We start from the raw sequence: 20,522 nt of genomic DNA, 5'->3' as shown, positions 1-20,522 counted from the left end.
GGATAGAGGATGGATTATTGTGCAAAAGAAAAGTGGAAAGAACACATTTATATATACTTACACCTGCTCAGAGGACGAGTTATCGCTATGTCAGATGGAGCTTCGTTGTCTTTTTGGTGAGGAAGTACCTTCTTCAATCTTTAAGAGTGAGGTAGAGGTGGATGTCAGCCGCAGTCCCTTCATTAAAGAGCGGATTGATGTCATGTACGAGGGAGACAGCTTGCCTGAGATTTATGATCAGACGGAGCAGGTGGAGCTTGGCGGCAAGACGTTTAAGGTTATTTTTGTGAAGACCAATGATCTGTCTCCTGCGGATAAAATAGAATATGATGAGCGAAGAGTGATCGAGCGAGAAATTGGGCTGCGTATTGAAGGGGAAGCGGATGTAAACCACCCTCAGTTGGTATACGGTATTGTTACGCTGGGCGGTCGCTGGTACTTTGGAGCTTATCATAAGAACAAGGCCACATGGTTCCGTCAAATGAAAAAGCCGCGTAGCTACTCAATCGCGCTTAGCACACGTGTAGCCCGAGCAGCGGTTAATATAGCTGTTCCGAATCCGGCAGGTGTTCGAGCAATCGATCCTTGCTGCGGCATCGGAACAGTAATGGTAGAAGCTCTGTCGATGGGAATCAACATGGTCGGGCGTGACATTAACCCTCAGATTGCGATCGGTGCCAGAACGAATATTGCCCATTTTGGATTCACAAGTGAGGTAACACTTGGGGATATTGCTGACATTACAGAACATTACGACGTAGCTATTGTAGATATGCCATATAATCTATATTCTAGTATTACACCTGAGGAACAGTTTGCGATTCTAGTGAACGCACGCCGGATTGCAGATCGGGTGGTGATTGTTGCGATTGAACCGGTGGATGAGATGATCAATGAAGCCGGATTTACGATTATCGACCGTTGTGAAGCTAAAAAAGGTTTATTTTCCCGTCATTTAATGCTTTGCCAGTAATCCTAATTAGGTATTTAAAAGGGGTGCAGCAATGGAGCAGAAATGGTTAAGCTGGGCAAAAGAAATACAGGCCATCGCACAGACTGGACTAACTTACGCTAAAGATGTCTATGATATAGAACGGTATCAAGCTTTGCGGGAGCTAAGTGTGGATATCCTTGCTAATTATACGTTCGAAAGCAAGGAGAGAATAAGACTCTCCTTTGCTAGTGAGGGTGGTTATGCTACGCCGAAAGTGGATATCCGTGGTGTTGTTTTTCAGGAAGACAGAATCCTGCTTGTCCGCGAGAAATTGGATGGAAAGTGGGCGCTTCCAGGGGGCTGGGGAGACATCGGTCTGTCACCGAGTGAGGTCGTTGTCAAGGAAATTCAAGAAGAATCAGGATTTGAGACAAAAGCAATTCGCTTGCTGGCTGTTCTAGATAAGAAATTTCATAACCATCCTCCGGAGCCGTATCACGTGTATAAGTTTTTTATTTTATGCAGAATCGTGGGCGGTGAGGCGATGCAAGGGGTGGAGACGAGTGAAGTATCCTTTTTTGCTGAAGATGAACTGCCTGAGCTCTCAGTAGAGAGGAATACAAATGAGCAGCTACGGACGATGTTTGAATATTTACGAAATCCAGAAAAAGTAGTAATATTGGACTAAGAATTTGCATATCATATATGACTTCCGTAAAGTGATGTTTTTTAATGTTTTAAATTATGGGTAATAACTATTATGTAAGCACTTACAATGTTGGCATTCTAAGTTTTTGGGTCGAGCGGTCTACATTTTTTCCTCTACAGTGACGATAAGAATTTTAGGAGGGGATCGCATGGAACAAGAAGAGTTAAGCATTCCATTGAAACAGGAAAATGTGGTGCGTCCTGCAGAGGGCAATATTGCCACTGGGCTGGTTTGGGGTATCTTAATCAGCATTCCGTTATGGATCTCTGTCATTGGTTGGATTCTGGGGTTTTGGCGCTGAGCCGTATTTTATAATTATCTAACTCTAATAGTTGTATAGTATACATCAAAGGCGGTCTCTTCGTATCTGAAGAGGCCGCCTTTTTAGAAATATAAGAAAGTATAAGTTTCACACCATACTTTATGTCTTCTATTTCTCGCTTAAACGCTTACCGTCCTTATAAGGACGCCGAAGGCGTTTATGCTTGTTTCCTGAGTTTCTCAGGATTTTGTATATACTAGTCTAAAGTTCTCGCAAACCACTTTCATCTTTGGATCAAAAGGCTTCTTCAAGAACGCTAAAGATTCTCTGGTGAAGAACTTCTCATGCTCATGGCGCCACGACTCTAGCGTTCTGTCATCCTCGCCTTCGCTATAGGCAAAGTCAGCACCCACCTCATCAAAGGGTGTAATTTGCACATTGGTCGTAACGATCACTGCTTGCGGATTACCACGGCCATCCAGCAAAATACTGTGTCGACCAATTTCCGGCAACGTCTCATCGCAGACTGCATAAATTTCATAGTTAGAAGCGGTTCCTGTCTTAATCCCACGGATCACCAGATCTAGCAGTTCATCGGCCATATGAGGATTGTCGCCAAAGGCCCAAGCCTCGTAGTTATCCGCTGCTTGTGGATAAAGCTGGGTGTATTCTTCCCAAAAAAGCTTAATCTTCGTTTCGTTGCTCATATCCGTATCTCCTCGTTGAATAATCGTTATTGTCCCGCAGTTTCCATCCAGCCCGCATAAAACTCATCTAGTTGCTCTTGCACTGTATCGCGTTCTTTCTGTAGCTCGGCGAGCTCTGCCGCATTGCTACTGATCAGTGGATCTAACATCTTGGCATCGATTTCCCCAAGCTGATCCTCAACCTCTGCAATAGCCTTTTCCCAATCAAAGTGGATGCTTCTCTTGCGGAAACTGGTTGAGTTAGCTGTAGTGCCATTCACGGAACCGTTAGATTGAGGCTTACTGGAGCGTGAAGTGGTTCCTTCCGAAGAGGAAGGTTTTGGCTGATTAGGAATAGAGACTGGTGTCGCTAATGTTAACGCCTGTTCAGCTTGCTTCTCCTTGTAATACTCATAATTACCGTTGAAGACTCCAAATCGTCCACTTTCAATGGACCAGAGCTTATGGAATAGACGATTAATGAAATAGCGGTCATGCGATACGGCCAGTACTGTACCTGAAAATTCCTCTAAGGCTTCCTCTAGCGCCTCACGGGAGTCAATATCTAGATGGTTCGTTGGTTCATCCAGAATTAGCAGGTTTGGTTTACGATGCATCAACACAGCGAAACGCAGGCGGGTCCATTCCCCTCCAGACAGATTCGTGATGTCTTTGAACACATCGGCACCATAGAACAGGAAACGTGCGAGCTGCCCGCGCGCTTCACCTTCTTCTAGTCCGGCTTCTTCACGAAAGTAGCGGAGAACAGATTGTTTGTTATTGTCAGGGACAGCCTCTTGCGCGAGATAGCCAACAACGGTTCTTGATCCAAGCGTGCAGCTTCCGGTGTCTGGCGTCTCCTGACCTAATATAATTCTTAAAAGCGTACTTTTCCCTGCCCCGTTACCACCGATAAGTGCCGTGGTCTCTCCGTAGCGAAGCACTTCGTTTGCGTCTGTAAACAGGCTTCGCTCTCCATATGCCTTACCGATATCCTCCAGAATGACGACTTGATTCCCGGAGCGATCATTTTGCTGTAGCTGTAAATCCATCGATTTGCGCTCTAGAATAGGACGTTTAACCTTCACCATACGATCCAGTGCTTTTTGCATGGAAGCTGCTCTCCGGTAAAAGGCAGGGTTAGGGGGAGTCCCGCGATTCCCAAATTCGATGAGGCGTTTGATGCTCTCCTGCATTTGTTTTATTTTTTTCTGCTGCTCTTGATAATCAGCAAATTGTTGAAGTAGACGTGTTTCCTTCTCTACTTGATAGCCGCTGTAGTTGGTATGAAAGGTAAATGCTTCGCCATCCTCAATCTCGATCACTTTCTTGACTACAGCATCGAGGAAGTAACGATCATGGGAAATGGCTAACACTGTACCGTCATAGCTCTGTAAGTACTGCTCTAACCACTCAATGGCGTTCATGTCTAAATGATTGGTTGGCTCATCAAGTAGAAGTACATCTGGTCTACGCAGCAGCAGTTCTGCGAGTCCGACTTTAGTTTTCTCGCCGCCAGATAGAGAGGAGAAGAGTCGGCTATATTGCCCAGTTCCGATTCCTAGACCAGTGGAAACTCGCTGAATGGTGGATTCAATTTCGTAGCCTCCAGCGGTCTCAAATTTATCCTGAAGGCTACCATATTCTTTCAGCAGCCGATTCCATAGTGTTTCATCCGTTCCGGTATTGAAGGTGGACATTTCAAGCTCCAGCTCTCGCAGGCGTTGTTGCCACTGCAGTTGCTCAGCAAAACTACGTTGTAGAACTTCATATACGGTTTCTTTTTCGTTAACCTCTTGAATTTGAGCCAGCATACCTACTACGCTACCTTTGCGAATTGAGATTTGCCCTTGATCGGGGCGTTCTTCACCATTCAGTAGGTGGAAAAGCGTAGTTTTACCGCAGCCGTTGCGGCCGATTAGACCGATTTTTTCTCCTTGGCGGATATCGAAGGTGATGCTATTTAGTACGAGCTGTGCACCGTGGTATTTTTGAACATTTTGGCATTGAATAATCATATATATTCTCCTTTAAGAATGCCCTTTGCACCGCCAGAACCCTAAATCGAAACTGGAGTTCTGTAAAAAACCATAAAAAAAGACCGTAGGGAAATTTCCCCACGGCCTTATCATTCTCCGGTTAACTGATCCGTCCGGGTGATGGCAGGAAAGGCATTTCACAATTGTTTAGTGTTATTAAATTCATGGAAATGGACAGACTTCTCCCGTTATCGCCATTTACATGAGCAATGCCAGCTATCGCTTTAGGTAGCCGACTCATAACACTGTTGGTCCAATTGTGATCCATTCCTTCCACACCCCTTTCTTAACAAATTTAATGTCAGTGTAAACAATAATCGGAAATTTAGCAAGTAAAAAGATGGCAGAGAGAAGTTTTACACTGCATAGAATATGAATTGTGGAATAATATGGTTTTATGTGGGGGGAGACAAGCCACTAACAATTACAAGATGAAAAGGGGAAGTTATATGGCGCTTTTTGACGGATTGATGGGTAATGCATCACAAGTAAATCTAGCGGAGGTACAGCGGGAATACGCACAAATTCTTGCCCCTCAAGAGAAAATTGAAAGAGCCTACAAGCTGATTAGAGATATGTTTATTTTTACAGACAAACGATTGATTCTAGTGGATAAACAGGGACTGACGGGCAAAAAGACGGATTATCATTCCATCCCGTACAAAAGCATCTCGCATTATTCCGTGGAGACGGCAGGACACTTTGATCTGGATGCGGAGCTATGTATCTATATTTCCAGCAGCACTGTGCCGCTCAAGAAGACCTTTAACAAATCCGTAAATATTTATGAGGTGCAGGCGGTATTGTCACAATATATTTTGAAATAGTTTAGTTAGACAGTGTAGCGAAGCACCAGACCACCATAGGCAAAAGCGGCTAAGATGACTAAGGCAGGATGCACCTTATGCCGCTTTATGACCCAGAATGCGATTACGGCAATGAACAGTGTTTGCCAGATTCCGATAGAGTCCGCAGGACCTTTCGCCATTGTCCAAGTGAGCACAGCCATCATAACTGCAATAACCGGTTGAACAAGCAATGTCATCCCTTTCACTACGGGGGATTGCTTGTATTTTTGCATGACCGTTAACAGGATGATAAGTGCTGCTGCGGAGGGGAGTACGGTCGCTAATAAAGCCACAGTTAGTCCAAACCAGCCGTAGACATCATAGCCGACATAAGCAGCGATTTTGGTAGCAATCGGGCCAGGCAGAGCGTTGCCAAGTGCAAGCATGTTGGTGAATTGTTCATCGGTCAGCCAGCTGTAATGGGGAACGATGCGGGTGCTTGGAGCGCTGAAGCAGCTTTGCTACGAAACGGATTTGGAGTTGTTTGCAGACTTGGTGTTCAGGCGGAACTTGACGTATATGAGGAAAACGTAAGATAATCGTTGGAATAGATGCTGGCGGGTGAGTTCATACCAGGGGCATGTCCGGAGTGTTGGACAATCTTTGGAATAAGAAAACGGCTATCATCTATAGGGATGACGGAGCCGTTTTTTCGTACAATATCAGATTTGCTAACCATGATATCAACACAGCCGATGGTTAAGCAATCCTCTATTAATATGTAACTATTCACTACATCAAGAATGCACTTGGATACTAACGGGGGAGAGATGAAGATGACAACTTTTACAAGAAAGCCTTTAGCAGATTGTGTACCTGAGCTTGTGGCTACGGCAAGAGGCGATAAACCGGCAACATTGGTAATTACAGGCGGGAAGCTGGTTAACGTATGCTCTGGTGAAATTCTAGAAGGAATGTCTGTTGGTGTTCAAGGTGGACGAATAGCTTATGTTGGTAAAGATGTGACACATATGATTGGCGAAGGAACGCAAGTTATTGATGCGAACGGCAAGTATATAGCTCCGGGATTGCTCGATGGCCACTGTCATATTGAGAGCACACAGCTAACCGTTACTGAATTTTCCCGCGCTGTTCTGCCGCTGGGCACAACAGGTGGTTTCTTTGATGCGCATGAGATTGCTAATGTATTCGGGCTGAAGGGGATTCAATTGATGCTGGATGAGATGCGGGGTACGCCGTTAGCAGCTTACATGCAGGTGGCTTCTTGTGTGCCTGCGGCAGGTGCGGAATTCGAGACAACGGGAGCTTCTATTGGGCCGGAAGAAGTGGCAGAAGCCTTTACTTGGGGACCCGATGTGATTGCTCTAGGAGAAGTAATGAATTTCCCTGGCGTTGTTTACGGCGATGAGAAAATGCTTGGAGAAATTCAAGCTACGCTGCGAGCAGGCAGATTTGTAGATGGCCATTTCACATGGCCTTCCAGCGACTGGAGACTCCCGGTATATGCGGCGGCAGGTGTGACTGGCGATCATGAATGTGTGACAGCAGGCGATGTGATTGAGCGTGTTCGACTGGGGATGTATGCCAAAATGCGCCGTGGTTCCGCTTGGCATGACGTAGCTAAAACAATTACGGCCCATACAGAACATGGAATTGATACACGCAGAATGATGCTGGTAACGGATGATCGTAGTTCAGAATCTTTGCGAGATGAAGGGCATATGAATTTCGTTCTACGTGATGCTATTGCTCAAGGTGTTAAACCTATAACGGCGATTCAAATGGCTACTATTAACACTGCTGAACGCTTTGGTTTAGCGCGGGATATTGGTTCTATTACTCCGGGTTCTTTTGCAGATATCATCCTTCTGGACGGCAATTTGGCAGATATTAATGTAGTGCTGACGATTGCCGCAGGTGTAGTAGTTGCGGAGAACGGTGTAATGACGGCAGAGCTTGCTAAATTCACATATCCAGAGGAAGTTTTGGCTTCCGTTCATTTGCCACAGCGTCCTACTTCAGAAGATTTCATCATTGCTGCTCCAATTGAAGCAGGTGAACTTACTACAAGAGTTATTAAAGTAAGGGAAAATCATGTGGAGACTATTGAGCGTATGGTTTCGATACCTGTAGTGGCAGGTCAGCTGGATGTAAATGCTGTAGAGGGTTTGTGCAAAATCGCTGTGCTTGAACGTCATAAAGGGACAGGCAATAAATCAGTGGCCGTTGTCGAAGGCATTGGATTTGAAGAGCCGGCTGCCATTGCAATGACGGTAGCGCACGATAGTCATAATGTACTCGTCATCGGCAATGACGATGAGTTAATGGCAAAAGCTGCAAATGCGGTGGCGGATGCCCAGGGTGGTGTTTGCATGATCACATCCAGTGGAGAAACATTATTCCCGTTGGCTATTGCAGGTCTGATGTCCACAGAGCCATTCGAAATTGCTGCTGCAAAATCAGCTGCGATCAGCAAAGCGCTATATGATGCAGGCTGTACTTTGAATTATGCGTTCATGACCTTATCATTGCTTGCATTGGCGGTTATCCCTACGCTACGCATCACAGATAAAGGTCTCGTTCGGATCTCGCCTGAAGGTATACAGTTAGTGCCGCTGTTTGTTTAAGTAAATTAACTAAGCATAATCCTAATACAAAAAACTGTTCTGAGGTCGTAATGACCATTCAGAACAGTTTTTTTTGTTTAAATATAAGAAAGCAAAAGCTTCACATGATGCGTAATCTTTATATATCTTATTGTAATGAACAATAAGATTAAACAAATTATTAGGGATTGAAACATTTTTCTGAGCCAAATTAAATATAAATAAAGCGTAGTCAGGTGACGATAATAATGTTAAATTAGATAAAATTAAAGTGAATTAATGGAGTTAATTTTACATTAATGGCATATAAAGAATTATAGATAATGGCAGGTTTCGAATAACCCAACTAAGAGGGACGAGGTGCATGGAGAGATGATCAGACTAGAAACGCAAGATATTTTGAATATTAGCATGAAGCAAATTGCTACTATTTTTAAGATGAAGCCGCTTGAACTGAGATTTGTCACCGATTTTCAGGGTGAGAAATATCTCTTAACTAATGATAAGTTACACCTCAACAACCAGCAATATTGGGCAAAGGTTATGGAATGTGTCTTTGTTGATCATGTTAGACCTGTGTTAATGTGTGAGGTACTATATTTCCTTCGTAATGAATTTCTGGAAAGTGATATTAAGTTATGTTTTTCATATGATTACGCAGAGGATGGGAATGACGCAGCTACAGCTACGGCTGAAATATCCTTTAATGACTCAGCAGATTTACAACCGAGTGAGATTGCCGAGCTGATTGATTTTGCGTTGACCTTACAGGACAAGCAGTGGTTCCATGAACTGACTACTAAATATAAGCAGCTTACAGCATAAGCATCCTTTCGATTCTTCATGCTTAACAATTAATATAGCTAACCGTCTTGTCTGCAACAGAGATGATCTGTGGACAAGACGGTTTTTTGTTTTACCACCCTTGGGCATTTTTTTCTATATGTTCAGCCAAAAAATCAAGCCAGTCCTCATGATTATTCAAGCAGGGGATCGCAGTGAAGTCTTCAGCATGTCCTCCTCCAGCCTCAAATTGTTCACGCCCTTCTATCGCTAGCTCATGCAGCGTTTCCAGACAATCGGTCACAAGACCCGGTGAAAAAATCAGAGGTTTATGAATTCCGCGCTCCGCTAGCTTTCCCAAAACATCTGCTGTTGAGGGACCTACCCACTCTTCACGTCCGAAGCGTGATTGGAAAGTAACCTGCCAGCGTCCAGGCTCCCAATGCATTGCAGATGCGAGAAGGCGTGCTGTTTCCATACATTGCTCTGGATAGGGATCGCCTGTATCTGCATATCGTTTGGGGATCCCGTGAAAGGTCAGTACGAAGTAATCAGGATCGGAGCTCAGAAGTTCCATTTGCTGCAGTAAATGCGACTTCATGGCAGAAATATAACCGGGTTCATTATAATAAGCATCCATAAATCTGAGAGCAGGAATAAGGCGCTTCGTTACCGGTCCGGTGGAGCTTTGGCGTCCTAGTGCAGCAAAACTCGCCTGATCGAATACGGATGCCGTTGTAGTGGACGAATATTGAGGGAATAACGGCACTATGATGATGCGTGTGACTCCGTTAGCTTCCAATGTGTTCATCGCTTGTTCCATACTTGGTTCGCTATACGCTAAGCCAAGCTCTACTTGATACCGTGATCCTAGAAGCGTCTGCAAACCAGATTGCTGAGCTAATGAGTGGAAGAGCAGAGGTGATCCTTCTGTAGTCCATATTTGTCTGTACAGCTCAGCCGACCGGCGTGGACGTAAGCGCAGAATAACACCTCGCAGCAAAGGCTGCCAGAACAGAGGTGAATAATCTATGATTCGGCGGTCGGATAAAAAACGTTTCAGGTAAGGACGTACCGCCTTTGCAGTAGGTGCAGTAGGTGTTCCAATTTGAGCGAGTATAACTCCAATAGGTGGCTGTTTGTTCAAAGCTTTGAACTCCTTTCCCATGTTAGAGATCGTTCTAAAATAGCATAGCTAACCTTGAAAGCACAGTTATTGAGATCACTTTGCGCGTATAAATTAATTTTTAATCGCAAATAGTGATATTTCTTATAGGGTGTGTGATTTTCGATACAGAAGAACCGCAGAAAGGTCTGGTAGTATCAAACCAGAAATTGATGGGAAACGGGTTGTAAGTGTATTTGCAATACCTTATGTGAATTATTTCACCTTTTATGCAGCTTTGTGTTAAGAGGAAGAAATGAAATAAATTCAAGATATTTTTATTGGAAGTGGAGCGTGCAGAAGCATGAGAGGGGGGATGGGTTCTTATGAAGAGAGATGTAATGCTTCATAAGAAGAGAAGGGGCGCCGTGAAAGGTAAGTTTAGTTAAAAAAAGCTATATATCACTGGGGATTTGGTAAAGGAGAATTTTATTGAAAAAACTAATTTCTTTAACGGTTAGCGCGGCAATATTGTTAGCGCCATTTGCTTACACACTTAATGTGCCTGCTTTGAACTTGAAGGTGGATGCAGTATCGGCAGCTTCCGAAGAAGCGGATGCACCGGCAGCAAAACCAACAGCAAAACCAACGGCAAAACCAGCAGCAACAGCAAAACCAACGGCAAAACCAGTAGCAACACCAAAGCCAACGGCAAAACCAACAGCAACGCCAAAGCCAACGGCAAAACCAACAGCAACGCCAAAGGCAACAGCCAAACCAGCAGCAAAACCAAAAGCAACCGCTGCACCGGCAGCGACAGTAGTACCAGCGGAAACTGTTAAGCCTGTGCCTACGACATTGCCTGTTACAGTTAATGAAAACGTATACCAAGATGGAGTTTACGTAGCTTATGGCGATGCATACTCCAAAGGCACGGAAGGTGCCAAGATCGAAATTAAATATGGCAAAATTACTAGCATTGAGCTTTTGAGAACCAGTCCTAAGCTGATCGATAGAGATGCCCGTAACAATTATAGTGCTTTATGGCAAGCTTATGGATTGATGAAGGATAGATTGCTTGGCAAAACAAGAGATGGAGCAGCGGCAGTTGATGCTGTTTCGGGAGCTACCCGCTCCAGTAATGGCTGGAAATTGTCTGTAGATAGAGCCTTTGAAAGAGCTCTAACAGTGAAAGATACAAATGCCGTTTACTTTGATGGTGTTCATATGGGCATAGATCCAACAGGTAAATATGCAGTATTTGCAACCTACGAATCCAATAAGCTCACAGCTGTTAAAGTGTACCCGCTGAACAGTACTGGTGATTTCGTGGATGAGAAGGCCTACACAGCTGAGCAATCCGCAGCAGTTGCAGCTATAACGCCAGCATTGCTGGCTAAAGGAACAGCTGCAGAGCCTGTTGCAGGACTCGAAGCCGACTTTAAGGCTGCGACTAATGCTTTCTGGGATGCTGAGCAGAATGCTAAGATTAACAATACTTCTGCTTATGTAGACGGATTCTATTCCTCTTATGGAACTGCAAGAAGTGTTGGTGTTGAAAGAGCTGACATTGTGATCCGCAACGGTAAGCTGGTGGATGTGAAGCTGCTCAGACTTGGGAACAATCTAATTGACAGAGGTGCAACGGCTTATGCAGATGTTGTAAAAGCTAATGCTCCGATGACAGCTAAGTTGCTTGCTAATGGATCTTACTTCGCTAACTACGATGAGAAAGTAGATGGAATTTCTGGCGCTACAGAAAGCAGTCACGGTTGGAACCAAGCCGTAGAAAGAGCTTTCGAAAAAGCATTAAAAGTTCCTGGTGAAGGTAAATATTTTGACGGCAAATTTGCAGGCGTAGATAACCACTCTAAAGTGTTACTGCTTGTTGATGTTGCTTCAGATGCAGTTACAAACATTAAATTAGGCTTGTTTGGGACGGACGGCAAGCTGATCGCTGATGACAAACTAAGTGCAGAACAAAAATCACTGGCGGGTACACTTACTTCAGGATTACTTGAAAAAGGTGTGCAAATGTCTGATATCACAGGTCAAGAAGAGCTATCCGCAGCTGCCAAAGCTGCACTGACTGATGCTTTGACTAACGCATCCAAAGTTCAAGGAACCTATAAAGATGGAACCTTTACTGCATTTGGTGATGCCTATGATAAAGGAACAAACAGAGCAGACGTTACACTGCGTAACGGTAAGATCGTAAATGTTGCCTTGTATCGTGTAGGAATGAATCTTGTTGATAGAGGCAAAGCTGCTTACCCAGAGGTGGTAAAAGCAATTCCACAATTGACCTCTAGCTTCCTTGCAGCAGGTACTAGAGAAGCTGTGCAAGATGTAGATGCTGTTTCCGGTGCAACTAGTAGTAGTGTAGCTCTCAAGACAGCGGTGGATAGAGCATACGGGAAAGCTGAAATCGTTGAAGCTAACAAAGCGGCTTACTTCGATGGAATCTTCATTGGTGTAAGTGCTAATAAGCTTGTAAATGTTATGACGTATGTAGAACATGGCGTTCCTGTTAAAATGCTCGTTTACTATCTAGATAAAAACGGAAGCACAAGAACGATCAACCAGTTGACTGACGCTGAGCTGGCTGTGAAGAGCGAGATTGAGTCGACTTCAACGGGCTATAGCTTACACAAGTATGGCTATCGCGCAGCAGCCTTCGGAAATAATGATGCTGAGAAAGAAGTATCTGCTAAAGTGGTAGAAGCTATTAAATCAGCGCTTGAATCTGCTGGTAAATAATTATCTTTTTATAAAAAAGGAGGATATTCCAGTGCCAGAAGATGGCCGAGGAGTAGCCTCCTTTTTCAAATGTTCTGGGCTTGTACATAAATATGAAAATAGATCGTATAGTGATTTAAAGGGATTTTGGAGGTGAGTGTCTAAAGTTTAATATAGAGAGCAGGCCGAAAGCCTGTTATTAATAGGAGGCTCCAACATGACACAAATTAAACAGCTCGCTCCACAAGATGAATTTGTTGGCTTTTATCTTTTAAGAGAGCTGGCAATTAAACAAACGAACGGCACTCCTCCAAAAGATTATTTTGACATCGTTCTGGGGGATTCCACTGGACAATTATCCGCGAAATATTGGGATGCCAGCACAACTGATAAAGAAACTTTTTTTCCTATGGCACTGGTGAAGGTTCGCGGGATTGCGCACACTTATCGTGAGAAATTGCAAATCAAAGTAACCAAAATTAGATTGGTGAACGATGAGGATGGCGTTGCACTTACTGATTTCATCCGTTCGGCCCCTATTCGTCCAGTAGACCTTATTCATACGATTAAAGGGGTTATGGCAAGTATTACAGATCCGGAGATTGCCTCGATCGTCTCTTTTTGTGTGGGTAAAGTGGAAGAGAAATTGATGCATTATCCGGCAGCCAAAACACATCATCATGCTTATTTTGCCGGACTTGCTTATCATATGGTGCGTATGCTGGAAATCGGTGATTTTCTGTGCAAGCAGCGTCCGTTCTTGAATCCAGATCTAATGAAGGCCGGGATCATTCTGCATGATATCGCGAAGCCAGAGGAGATGGTCTCCCAGCTTGGGATTGTCTCGGAATATAGCGTGCAGGGTAAGTTGATTGGACATATCTCGATGGCTTCTAACTGGATCACGGAAGCGGCCATCCGTCTAGACATTGATTTGAATTCGGAAAAGGTTATGGCGTTACAGCATCTCGTATTGTCACATCATAATCTGGGCGAATGGGGTAGTCCCGTTCAGCCACAGACAGCTGAGGCAGTCGCTCTGCATCATATCGATGCGATGGATGCGAAGCTGCAAATGGTGGAGGATGCTCTGGATACCACACCGGAGACCGAGGAATGGACACCGTTCATCAGAGGTTTAGAGAATAAGGCTGTGTATCGTTTGAAGATTTAAGTGATGTTCTGTAAAACCAAACCCCCAATCAGCAGAAAGGAGCTGGTTGGGGGTTTTTGATGTTCTTGATTATTTCGACAAAGTGGCGCGGCTGCTATAAATGGAGGGTTTATGTTTAGTGCCTTGTTTCTTAGCAGGTTTATTCTTACGAGCAGAAAAAGGAGTGTATCCACCGGCAAACATCGTTCCGCTAGCATATCCTTGACTGGCAGAGAGCAACAGAGGATCATAGTGTTCCTCCTGCTCCATAAGTTTTACTAGAATCGCAGCGGCAGCCCGCGCGTCATCGAGAGCGTCATGGTGCTTCAGCTCAATGCCGAAATGCTCGGATACTACATTAAGTTTATGAGAGGGAAGCTCGGGCAGCATTTTTTTGCCTAATAAATATGTACATAAGTATTGAAAACTCGGATAGCTTATGGACATTCCATCGAGGCAATACCGCAGTACACTCATATCAAAAGCGGCATTGTGCGCCACGACGATCTGCCCGTGCAGCATAGGTTCAACGGTGGGCCATAATTCATGGAAAGTGGGCTGACCGATTACCATTGAAGGGGTGATGCCATGTATTGAAATGTTCATGCCGTCAAACCGCTGCTCCGGATCGATCAGCCAAGAATGTTCTGCAGTGATTACGCCATCTTTAACTTCCACAAGTCCTAAAGCACAGGCGCTGGATCGACTGGAATTCGCCGTTTCAAAGTCAATTGCTATAAAGTCCATTCGTAAAGCTCCTTATCTATCATATATACATTCATATTAAAGTAGTAAAATGATAAATACAATCTAGTACAAGTTACAAATAGTAGTTGAGTAAAAATAAGGAGATGAGTGAGTGCGGCTTATAAAAGGACAAAAGGTGGATCTCACGAAAGGGCGAAGTGTGAACAAGCTGGTACTGAAGTTTGGTTGGACGACCGCTGATGCTAGGGTTAGCATAGATGCAGCTGCCTTTTTGTTATCAGATCGGAATCGCTGCGAACGCGATGAGAACTTTATCTTTTACGGAAATCCGGTGTCTATTAACGAAGCGGTAAGTCACTCAGTTTTACAACAAGGAGATAAAGAAGCTATTTCCATAACACTCTCCGGGCTTCCTGTGGACATTACTAGAATAGCTTTAACATTAACGATCTATGAAGGAGAACAATCAGGACACTCTATGAAGCAAGTATCCGCTCCTTATCTACGTTTAGTAGATGGTGATAGTGATGAGGAATTGTTCGTTTTTGATTACGGTTCTGATCTTTCCAAGGAGACGGCAATTGTAGTGGGAGAGCTTTATCGGCATGGTTCAGAGTGGAAATTCAGTGCTATTGGTAGTGGATTTGATGGGGGATTGGCTGCTTTATGCACCAACTACGGGTTAGATATTGAAGAAGCCGAGGAGAATAAAGAGGTTGCTGCGACCCTTGAGTTAACAGTTCCTTTAGTACCGATTACTTCTGAAGAAAAGAACGTGCTGTCCAACATAGATTTACGTAAAAAGATTGTCCAGATCACCTTAGAAAAAAAGAAACTGACTGGTGTAACTGCGAGGGTAGGAATCGTACTGGATATTACAGGCTCAATGAGAAACCTTTATGCGAATGGGACAGTGCAAGAAGTGGTAGAGCGTATTTTGGCAGTTGCCTGTAAATTCGATGATAACCATTCACTGGACGTATGGGTATACGATACCGAGTTCAGTCGCTTACCACCTGTGACAGAGCAGGAATTAGGAAGTTATGTGTTTACACATATTATGAACAATAATACAATCCATAAATTTGGCCGTAATAATGAACCACCGGTAATGGAGGATATCATTAAAAAATACACGGAGGAAGAACCTGACTCTACGCCGGTATTTATTATCTTCATCAACGATGGTGGTGTCGTGAAGCCTACTAAGAAGGTGATTACAGCGGCATCTGTTCAACCGATTTTCTGGCAGTTCGTAGGGATCGGAAATTCCGATTTTGAAGTTTTGATGCAGCTCGATACGATGAAGGGGCGTTTGGTGGATAACGCAAACTTTATTCATCTGGAGCGGATTGAACAGGTGACGGATGAGGAGCTATATGATCAGCTACTTAATGAATTTCCTTTGTGGCTAAAAGCGGCGAAGGAAAAACGAATTATTCGAGCATAAATAATAAATAAATAAATCTAAACAGAATAATCGAATACTATACATGGAGCCATAACCGCCTACTCGAGTAGAAGTGTTGTGGCTTATCTAGTTTCGTTATCTTGCTATCCTATTCAAGAATCCGTACACTGCAAAATAGATGTTGTATATTATGGTTAAGCACAGATACGGGAGGAAATGCTTTGGGAGCTGTAATCACTAAATTTTTTGAATATGGGCAAGCAGAAATAGATTATCTCGGAAGTGTGGACCCAGTGCTAGGTGCGGCGATGGCGCGAATGGGGAAAGTAGAACGTGTGATTATTCCGGATCTTTTCACTGCGCTTATCTATGCCATAGTGGGTCAGCTAATATCAGTCAAAGCAGTTCGAACCATCTGGACAAGAATGCAGGCTCAATTTGGAGAAATAACTCCGCAGCAGCTAGCTATACACACAGCGGATGAAATTCAGGGTTCCGGCATGACGATGAAAAAGGCATTATGCATTCATGACATTTCCAATTTGGTCGTGCAGGGTGATTTTAAGCTGGAGGAATTATATGGATTGCCCGATCAAGAGGTTATTCAAAAACTCATGAATCTAAAAGGCATTGGCAAATGGACAGCAGAGATGATGCTAATTAATTGTATGGAGCGCCCAGATGTAGTTAGTTGGGGAGATATCGCCATTCGTCGCGGCATGATTAAGCTGTATGGGCTTGATACGCTTACCAAAGAGCAATTTGAACAATACCGTCTCAGGTACTCACCACTCGGTTCAGTAGCCTCCATATATTTGTGGGAGATTTCATTTCAATAATTAATAAGCAGGGAGCACTATAGTGGACAAAACAATAAAGGAACAGCTAATGGATTTGGCGGACGCGGACTACCAGAAGTTTTCTGCAGCTTTACTTCCGACGATCGATAATGTGATAGGGGTCAGGCTACCGGAGCTGCGTAAGCTCGCCAAAACCATTGCAAAGGGTGATTGGAGAGCCTATTTGGAGCACGCCGAGTCTGATTATTTTGAAGAAGTAATGCTGCAAGGTATGGTGCTTGGTTATGTGAAGACAGATCTTGAAGAAATTCTACATTATATTGCGGACTTTATTCCTAAAATCGATAACTGGTCAGTATGCGATAGCTTTTGCACAGGGCTGAAGTTTACCTTGAAGAATAAAGAGCAGATGTGGGACTTTATAGTGCCGTATCTGTTATCTAAAAAAGAATATGAGATTCGATTTGCGGTAGTAATGATGCTTAATTTCTTTATCGAAGAGGCGTACATCAATCGGATTCTCCAGCTTCTCGATCAGGTCAGACATGAGGGGTATTATGTAAAAATGGCGGTTTCTTGGGCGCTTTCGATGTGTTATGTGAAGATGCCTGCGGCAACGATAGATTATTTGAGAACCAACACTTTAGATGATTTCACCTATAACAAGGCTTTGCAGAAAATCACAGAGTCTTACCGTGTAGATCCAGAATCGAAAAAAATGATTCGCGGGATGAAGAGGAATAGAAAAAACAAGCCCCTTATATAGCTCAGTAGCTAATAGATAAGGGACTTGTTATTATATTTATTTTTTGTCGGTATTAATTTTCCGGTTGCGGATACGTTCAATTTCATCATCAACTGCACTACGAAGGTTGGGATCAATGGACGATGCTACGCCTGCGCCTGAGTTGGATTTATACTTGGAGTTTTCCGCCAGAGCTTCCCACTCGAAAATTTTCTCTTCCATTCGTTCGAAGCCACGTGAAGCAGTACCCACATTCGGTCCTTTTACACTGTTACTATGAGGAGCCGAGCTTAGTGTTTCTGTAGCTTGTTGAGCACGAGCGATAAGTTCAGTTCTTTTCGCTTTAAGATGTTCGCGCTCTTCTTTAGCTCTAGCGATATTGATCTCCAGCTCTGCCAGGGAGTGCTGAGTTTGTGCCTGACTATTGATACTCTCATCCAGCTGTTCTGCATACCGCAGCTTGGCCATGAGTGCAAGGCGTGCTCTTTCTTCATTTCCTTGCTCAACCGCCTGAACGGCTTCAGCTTCACTTTGCTCTATCAACTGAGTGTATTCTTGCTTACGACGTTCCAATACAGTCGCTGTAACTTTCAAATCACGCTCATTGCGTTCTGCCGTAGCTATTTCGTTCTCAAGATCGCGTAGATACTGACCAGTCAATAGTACCGGGTTTTCTAATTTATTTAGACCTTCGTGTAGGGCAGCTTTGGTGAGGGTGGAAATTCTTTTGAATAAACTCATAGTGTATCTCTCCTTAGTATGTTTGATTGGTATTAAATGACGATCTGTTAATAGAAATTATGTCCATCCGAAAAGCTGCTAAAAGGTTCTTTGGGGACGATGATGCTGGCGATAAAGTAAAAGATAAGTACTGTGCCAAAACTGAAAAATGCTGCAGCAACGGCCACGAGACGGAGTATTGTGGCATCGATGCCTGACCAAATAGCAAGACCTCCGCATACACCACTAATCTTCTGGTCACTTCTGGAACGATATAATTTTTTCATTTATTATTGTCATCCTCTCTTATGGGGGTGATTGTGATTGAATCTTGCAACCCGCTTGCTTATGTACTCATTGTATAGCCTTTTTGAATGCGGCAAAACGGACTGAAGGCGGTTTTAAATACCAGACCTGAGTCGAGGTTCGTTCCCGCAGGAAGGCGGGGGAAATAAGTTCTTGATTGTGGATGAACTACAAATTGCGGTTGAAGTTAGGTACAATAAAGAAAGGAATATTTGTGGTGGTGTCGAAATATGCTTAGATATGACTACTACGGAATTGGGGGCTGAATATGAGCTTTTTTAACAAGGTAAAGGCAGGCGTGAGCGAGGCTGGGAATAAAGCAAAGACAGTGGTGGAGATCAATCGTTTGAAATTACAGAACAATAGCAAGCAGAATGACATTGATCAGCAGTATCAGGTAATGGGTAAACTGTTGTTTGAAGCTGTAACTCAAGGTGCAGGACCACTGCCGAGTGAGCAGATCGAGAAGAATATTTCCCGTATCCTTGAACTGAAATCGGAGATTGATGTCAATCTGCAGCAAATTGCTGGTTTGTCCGATGTGAAGCAGTGTAAAGCATGCGGTGGCAATGTGGCAATCGAGGCACGTTTCTGCCCGAGCTGCGGATCAACTTTTGAAGCATCCAATGAACCTATTCGTGATGTAACCCCATCGTCGATTACTTTGGATAAGAAGGAATAAATCTACTACATGTAAGAAATTCATGAACAAAAGGACAGCTCAATAGCTGTCCTTTTGATATTTATAGGGTGAGAGGTCGCTTAAACTTTAGCAGCATGACGTTTTTTGAAATAATACACAATTAGCAACATAAGCGGCAGAACAAATGCACAGGTGAAATCCCAATCTACCCAGTAGGCGGGGATTTCCTTTACATAGAAAATGATGTTTTTGGCAATCAGCTGTGACATACCAAATAACAAAAATCCAGTGGGTATAATCAGAGGACGGTGGCTTTTGAGTTTAAATAATTGGGCTGTACCTAAGGTTAAAGCATAGTAATAAATGGCTGTTTTGAAGTACGTGCTGATAATCCATGCTGTAGCCATAAGCGCTTCGATACGTTGCAGAGAATTAGCAATATTAATTTTTTGAGCAAGAATATAAGCGGCATAAAATTGATGTTCAGAAGCGTGAACACCAAGAACGGTAAGTGAAATAAATAGGATGAGGTTTAGTCCCAGAGCTCCGATGATCAGAGCTATGAAAATATTCCGGCTTGTTTTGCTATTCTTCTGAGCATAGGGATATATCATAAGAAACACACACAATTCGCCAAATGGATAAAAAACACCATACATCAAAGTATGAAGCATGTCCGGTACTGGTGTATTCATGATGGGGTATAAACGTTCCATTTTGACATCGGGAGTCAGCAGAAGCAGCAGACCGATCAAAAAAACTGCAAACAAAGGGAAAAATAGCTGAGCTGCCCGTCCCAATGTCTCCAGACCAAGTCGTACGCCATAAACCAGCAGGAATATGGCCATGAAACGGATAACCCCACCGGGTGTTTTCTCGTAAATCTGTGTACACATGAAATCTTCAATTTCTCTTATGTATGTGGAGGCGGCAATCAGGAAGAACCCTAAATAGAACAAGGCTACAGCAGTTCCGGCCCATTTTCCTAAAATTTGTAGGCTAAGCTCGATAATATTCTTGTTTGGTTCAAGGTCTGCTAAGCAGAGCAACAGTTTTATGGTCGCCAAACCTAAAGGAATACTTATCAAAGCAACAATCCATGCATCTTGTTTTGCTCCTGATATCATTAACGCTGGATACACAAGCACCATATCCCCAACAAATGTAAATAGCCCGAGTATAATCATTTGATTGGTACTAATTCGATCTTTCTCCAAACTCATATACCCCCTACAATTTATTGACTAGTTTTTAGTATGGTTGTAGTTACCAGAATTATGCCATCCCGAGTTTTAATCAGAAAGGAATAATTATCAAAATTAACATCAAACTATACTCATCTATCTTTGGGAAGTGGAGGCTGC

The 20,522-nt window shown here is 43.5% G+C and carries 21 protein-coding genes and 2 pseudogenes; 14 read left to right on the top strand and 9 right to left on the bottom strand.

Annotated features, from left to right (window positions below; all coding sequences use genetic code 11):
* Positions 1-19 precede the first annotated feature (19 nt).
* The 3 genes from UQ64_RS21240 to UQ64_RS31040 all read left to right on the top strand — a co-directional run bounded on the left by UQ64_RS21240 (position 20) and on the right by UQ64_RS31040 (position 1,944).
* Complete coding sequence (locus tag UQ64_RS21240) at positions 20-973, top strand: TRM11 family SAM-dependent methyltransferase (RefSeq protein WP_060625456.1); 954 nt, start codon at positions 20-22, stop codon at positions 971-973.
* 31 nt (positions 974-1,004) lie between these two features.
* The gene (locus UQ64_RS21235; RefSeq protein ID WP_060625455.1) at positions 1,005-1,622 is read left to right on the top strand and encodes an NUDIX hydrolase; all 618 of its coding nucleotides are present in this window, start codon (positions 1,005-1,007) and stop codon (positions 1,620-1,622) included.
* A 169-nt stretch (positions 1,623-1,791) separates the two neighbouring features.
* Positions 1,792-1,944: a hypothetical protein gene (locus tag UQ64_RS31040; RefSeq protein WP_156113065.1), complete on the top strand. Its 153-nt coding sequence runs from the start codon at positions 1,792-1,794 to the stop codon at positions 1,942-1,944.
* Positions 1,945-2,144: 200 nt separating this feature from the next.
* Here the strand turns inward: UQ64_RS31040 and UQ64_RS21230 are convergent, their stop codons facing one another.
* The 3 genes from UQ64_RS21230 to UQ64_RS31035 all read right to left on the bottom strand — a co-directional run bounded on the left by UQ64_RS21230 (position 2,145) and on the right by UQ64_RS31035 (position 4,898).
* Entirely contained in the window at positions 2,145-2,612 is a 468-nt protein-coding gene (locus tag UQ64_RS21230) for an ASCH domain-containing protein (RefSeq protein WP_060625454.1), read from the bottom strand.
* Between the two features lie 26 nt (positions 2,613-2,638).
* Positions 2,639-4,609: an ABC-F family ATP-binding cassette domain-containing protein gene (locus tag UQ64_RS21225; protein ID WP_060625453.1), complete on the bottom strand. Its 1,971-nt coding sequence runs from the start codon at positions 4,607-4,609 to the stop codon at positions 2,639-2,641.
* A 121-nt stretch (positions 4,610-4,730) separates the two neighbouring features.
* Positions 4,731-4,898 carry a hypothetical protein gene (locus UQ64_RS31035; protein ID WP_156417634.1) on the bottom strand — a complete coding sequence of 56 codons (168 nt, stop codon included), beginning with the start codon at positions 4,896-4,898 and terminating at the stop codon, positions 4,731-4,733.
* A 181-nt stretch (positions 4,899-5,079) separates the two neighbouring features.
* Between UQ64_RS31035 and UQ64_RS21220 the strand changes: the two genes are divergently transcribed.
* Positions 5,080-5,457 carry a PH domain-containing protein gene (locus UQ64_RS21220; protein ID WP_060625452.1) on the top strand — a complete coding sequence of 126 codons (378 nt, stop codon included), beginning with the start codon at positions 5,080-5,082 and terminating at the stop codon, positions 5,455-5,457.
* 5 nt (positions 5,458-5,462) lie between these two features.
* On the opposite strand, the pseudogene UQ64_RS21215 reads toward UQ64_RS21220, so the two are convergent.
* A pseudogene (locus tag UQ64_RS21215) lies at positions 5,463-5,909 on the bottom strand (chromate transporter); the annotation flags it as partial.
* Between UQ64_RS21215 and UQ64_RS31030 the strand changes: the two are divergent.
* The 3 genes from UQ64_RS31030 (at position 5,874) to UQ64_RS21205 (ending at position 8,870) form a co-directional block, all read left to right on the top strand.
* Positions 5,874-6,017 carry a hypothetical protein gene (locus UQ64_RS31030; RefSeq protein WP_156417633.1) on the top strand — a complete coding sequence of 48 codons (144 nt, stop codon included), beginning with the start codon at positions 5,874-5,876 and terminating at the stop codon, positions 6,015-6,017. The pseudogene UQ64_RS21215 and the gene UQ64_RS31030 overlap by 36 nt on opposite strands.
* A 237-nt stretch (positions 6,018-6,254) precedes the next feature.
* Positions 6,255-8,066, top strand: a complete 1,812-nt coding sequence (locus UQ64_RS21210; RefSeq protein ID WP_425339609.1) for an adenine deaminase — start codon at positions 6,255-6,257, stop codon at positions 8,064-8,066.
* Between the two features lie 351 nt (positions 8,067-8,417).
* Positions 8,418-8,870, top strand: a complete 453-nt coding sequence (locus UQ64_RS21205) for an IDEAL domain-containing protein (protein ID WP_060625674.1) — start codon at positions 8,418-8,420, stop codon at positions 8,868-8,870.
* 91 nt (positions 8,871-8,961) lie between these two features.
* On the opposite strand, the gene hemH is transcribed toward UQ64_RS21205, so the two are convergent.
* Entirely contained in the window at positions 8,962-9,975 is a 1,014-nt protein-coding gene (gene hemH, locus UQ64_RS21200; RefSeq protein WP_167348513.1) for a ferrochelatase, read from the bottom strand.
* A 450-nt stretch (positions 9,976-10,425) separates the two neighbouring features.
* Between hemH and UQ64_RS21195 the strand changes: the two genes are divergently transcribed.
* Both UQ64_RS21195 and UQ64_RS21190 read left to right on the top strand, forming a co-directional pair.
* Entirely contained in the window at positions 10,426-12,693 is a 2,268-nt protein-coding gene (locus UQ64_RS21195) for an FMN-binding protein (RefSeq protein ID WP_060625449.1), read from the top strand.
* 196 nt (positions 12,694-12,889) lie between these two features.
* A complete protein-coding gene (locus UQ64_RS21190) occupies positions 12,890-13,846 on the top strand; it encodes a 3'-5' exoribonuclease YhaM family protein (RefSeq protein ID WP_060625448.1) in 957 nt (318 codons plus the stop codon).
* A 69-nt stretch (positions 13,847-13,915) separates the two neighbouring features.
* On the opposite strand, the gene UQ64_RS21185 is transcribed toward UQ64_RS21190, so the two are convergent.
* A complete protein-coding gene (locus tag UQ64_RS21185) occupies positions 13,916-14,572 on the bottom strand; it encodes a 3'-5' exonuclease (RefSeq protein ID WP_060625447.1) in 657 nt (218 codons plus the stop codon).
* Between the two features lie 112 nt (positions 14,573-14,684).
* Between UQ64_RS21185 and UQ64_RS32330 the strand changes: the two are divergent.
* The 4 genes and pseudogenes from UQ64_RS32330 to UQ64_RS21170 all read left to right on the top strand — a co-directional run.
* A pseudogene (locus tag UQ64_RS32330) lies at positions 14,685-15,200 on the top strand (TerD family protein); the annotation flags it as partial.
* Between the two features lie 111 nt (positions 15,201-15,311).
* Complete coding sequence (locus UQ64_RS32325; RefSeq protein WP_060625673.1) at positions 15,312-15,983, top strand: vWA domain-containing protein; 672 nt, start codon at positions 15,312-15,314, stop codon at positions 15,981-15,983.
* Between the two features lie 182 nt (positions 15,984-16,165).
* Positions 16,166-16,783, top strand: a complete 618-nt coding sequence (locus UQ64_RS21175; protein ID WP_060625446.1) for a DNA-3-methyladenine glycosylase family protein — start codon at positions 16,166-16,168, stop codon at positions 16,781-16,783.
* Positions 16,784-16,805: 22 nt separating this feature from the next.
* Positions 16,806-17,510 (top strand): DNA alkylation repair protein, encoded by a 705-nt coding sequence (locus UQ64_RS21170; RefSeq protein WP_060625445.1) that lies wholly within the window; start codon positions 16,806-16,808, stop codon positions 17,508-17,510.
* Positions 17,511-17,546: 36 nt separating this feature from the next.
* On the opposite strand, the gene UQ64_RS21165 is transcribed toward UQ64_RS21170, so the two are convergent.
* Positions 17,547-18,230 carry a PspA/IM30 family protein gene (locus tag UQ64_RS21165; protein WP_060625444.1) on the bottom strand — a complete coding sequence of 228 codons (684 nt, stop codon included), beginning with the start codon at positions 18,228-18,230 and terminating at the stop codon, positions 17,547-17,549.
* A 47-nt stretch (positions 18,231-18,277) separates the two neighbouring features.
* Positions 18,278-18,496 carry a PspC domain-containing protein gene (locus UQ64_RS21160; protein WP_060625443.1) on the bottom strand — a complete coding sequence of 73 codons (219 nt, stop codon included), beginning with the start codon at positions 18,494-18,496 and terminating at the stop codon, positions 18,278-18,280.
* Positions 18,497-18,783: 287 nt separating this feature from the next.
* Here UQ64_RS21160 and UQ64_RS21155 point away from each other — a divergent pair, with 287 nt between their 5' ends.
* The gene (locus tag UQ64_RS21155) at positions 18,784-19,197 is read left to right on the top strand and encodes a zinc ribbon domain-containing protein (protein ID WP_060625442.1); all 414 of its coding nucleotides are present in this window, start codon (positions 18,784-18,786) and stop codon (positions 19,195-19,197) included.
* 80 nt (positions 19,198-19,277) lie between these two features.
* Here the strand turns inward: UQ64_RS21155 and UQ64_RS21150 are convergent, their stop codons facing one another.
* Positions 19,278-20,381, bottom strand: coding sequence for a GerAB/ArcD/ProY family transporter (locus UQ64_RS21150; RefSeq protein ID WP_060625441.1), 1,104 nt, complete (start codon positions 20,379-20,381; stop codon positions 19,278-19,280).
* Positions 20,382-20,522 lie beyond the last annotated feature (141 nt).

It is taken from the genome of Paenibacillus etheri (assembly GCF_001012825.1).
GTDB lineage: Bacteria > Bacillota > Bacilli > Paenibacillales > Paenibacillaceae > Paenibacillus_AQ > Paenibacillus_AQ etheri.
This window is presented reverse-complemented; position numbering and strand designations above follow the sequence as displayed.

Bases quoted from the DNA above. Each gene is read 5' to 3' on its own strand.
- UQ64_RS21235 (WP_060625455.1), top strand. From the start codon at position 1,005: ATGGAGCAGAAATGGTTAAGCTGGGCAAAAGAAATACAGGCCATCGCA.
- UQ64_RS21230 (WP_060625454.1), bottom strand. From the start codon at position 2,612: ATGAGCAACGAAACGAAGATTAAGCTTTTTTGGGAAGAATACACCCAG.
- UQ64_RS21185 (WP_060625447.1), bottom strand. From the start codon at position 14,572: ATGGACTTTATAGCAATTGACTTTGAAACGGCGAATTCCAGTCGATCC.
- UQ64_RS31040 (WP_156113065.1), top strand. From the start codon at position 1,792: ATGGAACAAGAAGAGTTAAGCATTCCATTGAAACAGGAAAATGTGGTG.
- UQ64_RS21190 (WP_060625448.1), top strand. From the start codon at position 12,890: ATGACACAAATTAAACAGCTCGCTCCACAAGATGAATTTGTTGGCTTT.
- UQ64_RS21205 (WP_060625674.1), top strand. From the start codon at position 8,418: ATGATCAGACTAGAAACGCAAGATATTTTGAATATTAGCATGAAGCAA.
- UQ64_RS21155 (WP_060625442.1), top strand. From the start codon at position 18,784: ATGAGCTTTTTTAACAAGGTAAAGGCAGGCGTGAGCGAGGCTGGGAAT.
- UQ64_RS21160 (WP_060625443.1), bottom strand. From the start codon at position 18,496: ATGAAAAAATTATATCGTTCCAGAAGTGACCAGAAGATTAGTGGTGTA.
- UQ64_RS21165 (WP_060625444.1), bottom strand. From the start codon at position 18,230: ATGAGTTTATTCAAAAGAATTTCCACCCTCACCAAAGCTGCCCTACAC.
- UQ64_RS21150 (WP_060625441.1), bottom strand. From the start codon at position 20,381: ATGAGTTTGGAGAAAGATCGAATTAGTACCAATCAAATGATTATACTC.
- UQ64_RS21220 (WP_060625452.1), top strand. From the start codon at position 5,080: ATGGCGCTTTTTGACGGATTGATGGGTAATGCATCACAAGTAAATCTA.
- UQ64_RS21225 (WP_060625453.1), bottom strand. From the start codon at position 4,609: ATGATTATTCAATGCCAAAATGTTCAAAAATACCACGGTGCACAGCTC.
- UQ64_RS31035 (WP_156417634.1), bottom strand. From the start codon at position 4,898: ATGGATCACAATTGGACCAACAGTGTTATGAGTCGGCTACCTAAAGCG.
- UQ64_RS21210 (WP_425339609.1), top strand. From the start codon at position 6,255: ATGACAACTTTTACAAGAAAGCCTTTAGCAGATTGTGTACCTGAGCTT.